6 protein-coding genes are annotated in these 3955 nt (G+C 28.0%); 2 read left to right on the top strand and 4 right to left on the bottom strand.

Translation table 11 applies throughout. The features are described 5' to 3' along the window. On the top strand, window positions 1–1422 hold a 1422-nt coding region (locus HG1285_RS05525), incomplete at its 5' end, for an ion transporter (RefSeq protein WP_008288373.1). Then, on the top strand, window positions 1419–2105 hold the full coding sequence (locus tag HG1285_RS05530) for a uroporphyrinogen-III synthase (protein ID WP_008288372.1): 687 nt from the start codon (window positions 1419–1421) through the stop codon (window positions 2103–2105). The genes HG1285_RS05525 and HG1285_RS05530, both read left to right, overlap by 4 nt. Here HG1285_RS05530 and HG1285_RS05535 read toward each other — a convergent pair. From HG1285_RS05535 to HG1285_RS05550, 4 genes are read right to left on the bottom strand one after another with little or no spacing between them, the layout of a single operon-like run. Further along, window positions 2092–2469 carry a cupredoxin domain-containing protein gene (locus HG1285_RS05535; protein ID WP_008288371.1) on the bottom strand — a complete coding sequence of 126 codons (378 nt, stop codon included), beginning with the start codon at window positions 2467–2469 and terminating at the stop codon, window positions 2092–2094. The genes HG1285_RS05530 and HG1285_RS05535 overlap by 14 nt on opposite strands. Then, entirely contained in the window at window positions 2441–2656 is a 216-nt protein-coding gene (locus HG1285_RS05540) for a hypothetical protein (RefSeq protein ID WP_008288370.1), read from the bottom strand. The genes HG1285_RS05535 and HG1285_RS05540 overlap by 29 nt, the downstream gene beginning before the upstream one ends. Further along, window positions 2653–3258 (bottom strand): dephospho-CoA kinase, encoded by a 606-nt coding sequence (gene coaE / locus HG1285_RS05545; protein ID WP_008288369.1) that lies wholly within the window; start codon window positions 3256–3258, stop codon window positions 2653–2655. The genes HG1285_RS05540 and coaE overlap by 4 nt, the downstream gene beginning before the upstream one ends. Then, window positions 3255–3926, bottom strand: coding sequence for a hypothetical protein (locus HG1285_RS05550; protein WP_008288368.1), 672 nt, complete (start codon window positions 3924–3926; stop codon window positions 3255–3257). The genes coaE and HG1285_RS05550 overlap by 4 nt, the downstream gene beginning before the upstream one ends. Window positions 3927–3955: the final 29 nt, after the last annotated feature.

Below are 3955 nucleotides of genomic sequence, written 5' to 3'. Positions count from 1 at the left end.
AGCCCTAATAAACAAATTTATGATATTTTTGCCTTATTTGTTGTAATTACTTCATCTATCAGTATATTTTTAGAATATATTCCTTCTGTAGAGAAAAGGATACCTCCAGATTTAAATAGTTTTTTTAACAACTATGAAACATTTGCATTGTATTTTTTTCTTATAGAATACATACTCCGCTGGTGGGTAATATCAGATTTCTGGGAAGATTTTACCAGAGCATACAATGAGAAAAAAAATATCCTTCTTGCTTTAATAGAGGCTTTCAAACCTAAAGTAAAATGGATGTTCACTCTTTACGCAATAATAGATTTACTTTCAATACTACCTTTATTTAGACCATTTAGAGCTTTTAGAATTTTAAGAGTCATAAGAATTCTCAAAATAATAAGATACGGAGGAACTTTAAAAAGCTTATTTATAGCTTTAAAAGAACACAGCTTTTTATTTGCTTTCATATATCTATCCCTTGCTGGCTGGATTTTTTCCATTTCACTAATTGTTTACATATACGAATATAACGCAGGAAATAAATTATTCTCAAATATGTGGGACGCCGTTTATTGGGGTCTTATCACTGTTGCAACTGTTGGATATGGTGATATTACACCTATAACTCCAGAAGGTAAGTTTTTTGCATCTTTACTTGTTGGTGGAGGAATAGCTCTTGTTTCGGCTTTAACAGGTACATTTTCAGCAGCTCTTGTTGGAAGACTTTTAGATATTAAAGGAGGTGAACTTAAATTGCCAAACCTTGAAAATCATATAGTGATATGTGGATGGAATGAAACAGCAGAAGAAGTTGTTGAACAAATCATATCTTTAGGAATAGAAAAAGAAAAAGGTGTTGTAGTAATTACAAATGTACCAAAATCAGAGATAGGGATAGAACTTCCTTCTTTTATAGGATATAAAAAAGGAGATTTTATACAGGATAATATTTTGATGGATGTAAGTATAGATAAGGCTTCAGATGTAATAATTGTTGCAGAAAGGGAAGAGGGTCTAAGTGAAAGAAATATTGATGCAAGGACTGCCCTTGCCGCTATGATAATATCAAACATAAATCCTTCTGCGAACATATACGTTGAAGTTTTACTTGATGAAGACGCAGATATATTTAAAAGAAGAATGAGAGTAAAGGAAGTTTTAATTCATGGTCAGTTGATAGGTAAAATGCTTTTTGCAGGTATATTAAACCCTGGAACTACAGATTTAGTCAAAACCCTTATAGATAAAGAAACAGGCATCAAAAAAATAAAAGTTTCCAATTTAGGAAGATTTGAAAACTTTGGACAGCTTTTAATCGCAATGAGAGAAAAAGGATACTTACCTATAGCAATTGAAAGAAAAGGAGTAATTAAGTTAAATCCAGAGGACACTTTTATTTTAGAAAAAAATGACTATGTATTTTTAATATGAAAAATATTTTAATAACAAGAGAAGAAAAATTAGATAATAAGTTAGAAAAAATAGCAAAAGAAAAAGACTTAAATATAATTTACTGCCCTTTAATCAAAACAACCAAAATAGAATTTAATCCTCCTGACCTGGATAAATATGACTATTTAATTATTACTTCCAAGAATGCCGTTAAATATTTTTTAAAAAGTATCCCTCTTGAAAAAATTTTGCATAAGAAAGTTATTGCAGTTGGAGAAAAAACAAAAAAATATTTAAAAAATCTTGGATTTGATGAAATTATCATACCTGAAATAAACAGTGCCAGAGGAATAGAAAAACTAATTCAAGAAAAACAGTTTAAAGACAAAAAATTTCTTTTCATAAGAGCAGAAAAGGGACAGGAGATAAATAATAAAAACTTAGATTTACTAATTGTCTATAAAACTATTTTTAATAAACCTGAAAATTATAAAGAATGCTCAAAACTTCTGATAAAAGGAGAAATTGATTATGTTATTTTTTCCAGTCCCTCAACCTTTTACTCTTTTATGGAAAATTTCAAAAACTATGAAAAACTGCTTAATAACACAAAAATAATTACAATAGGAAATACAACAAAAAAAGCCGTAGAAAGCAAAGGTTTTAACGTTTATTTTGTTCCTAAAAAACCATCATTTGAAGAAATTATTAATGCACTATAATCTCACCTTTTGTTGGGAATATTCCAGAGCAGTAAGGACATGTAAATAAAAATTTTCCCGGATATATCATTTTTACTTTAGCTTCTTTTGTTTCTCCTTTTTTTATGTTCTCAACCATTACATCATAAGGAGGAAGTATATAAAAACAGTGCCCGTAGTATTTTTCAGTGTAATCATCTCCAATTCCCTCATCTAAAGCTGTAATTTTAAATAAAACAACCTGCCCTTTCTTTAAATGAATAACGTCTGGCTCATATCCGTTTTTTGAAACTTTTATTTCAACTACTTTATCTGCAGGTTTATCTGTTTTTGTACAGGAAAAAACTATAAAAAAACTAACCAGCAGTAATATTACTTTCTTCATACTTTTTTAAAAGCTCTTTAAGTTTTTTAATTTTATTTTCAATCTTTTTTCTCTCTGACTTGCTTTTTACCTTTTCTTTCTCTTCCTGAAGCTTTTTAATTTTTGATATTATTTCAAGTCTTACATCGCTGTAAGGCTGTGAAAACGCTGTAAAAAATACTAAAAGTAGACTAATAACAATCCTCATTTTTCTTCAGCCTCTTGTTTTAACTGCTCATAAACTTTTTTAACTTTTTCTTCAAGTTCCTCTAAACTTCCGGTATTTTCAATAACAATATCTGCATACTTCAACTTTTCTTCAATATCAATCTGGGAATTTATTCTACTTAATGCCTCTTCTTTTGAAAATCCTTTACTTAAAAGCCTTTTTATCTGTAAATCCTTAGGTGCATATACCACAATAATTTTATCGTAATTTTTATACAAACCTGTCTCTATTAAAAGGGGTATTTCTGCAATAATTACTGCATTTTTGTCCCTTTTATAAACTTCTTTTATGAAATTTTCTATCTCCTGTCTTACTTTTGGATGGAGAATTTTTTCAAGTTTTTTCTTCATTTCAGGAAAGTTAAACACTATTTTAGCGAGTTTCTTTTTATCAATTTCTCCATTTGTGTTAAAAACCTCATTTCCAAAAACCTCTGCAATTTCCCTTTTCACTTTTTCATTTTCAAGCAGTTTGTGTACAACCTTATCAGCATCTATTACATAAGCACCAAGTTTTTTAAAAATCTGGGACACAGTCGACTTTCCTGTCCCTATAGAACCTGTAAGACCTACCTTTATCAAAATCTAAACCTTCCTGAAAGTAAATTTTTAAATTTTATACTTATATTCTTATTTACTTGAGAATTAAAGATTTCCCCACTAAAAATTCCTTCAACTTTTCCCTGCGAAATATTTACAGGTAAATAAACTTTACCATTAAAAGCTCCATTTATATTTTGGGAGCTTATGTTTGCTTTTAAATTATTAAAGTTTTCTTCAGGTTTTATATCTGCAGAAATTTTTATGTTGTTAACAAATGGAAAGTTTGTTTTAGATAAAAATAACTGTAGGTTAGATGATATAAGGATATATTGCCTTTTTAGTTTAATATTTACATTTTTTGTGTTTAAATTTCCAAAAACCTGAGGCTTTATCTGATAATTTTCAAGTTTTAAATTTTTAAGCTTTATTTTTGCAGATTTACTGAAAGGATATATATAAAGTTTTTGCTTTTTATTTATTAATGCATAAATTTTAAATATACTATTTTTTATTTTAATATCTTCTACCCTGAAATTTTTATATTCCAGTTCTTTAATTTTAAAGGTAAAAAGATTTCCTTTTATACTTTTATAAGAAATTCCATTTTTTGATAGAAAACTACCGAAGACTTCCCTTACAGGAAAGTTATATGCAAAAAAGAAAATAAAAGATATTATAAAAGTTAGGAAATAAGTAAAATACCTCATCTAAACACCTGCTGTCATTCTAACTTTTA

Source organism: Hydrogenivirga sp. 128-5-R1-1 (genome assembly GCF_000171895.1).
The sequence above is the reverse complement of the archived record's forward strand: the minus strand, read 5'-3'. Positions and strand labels throughout refer to the sequence as shown.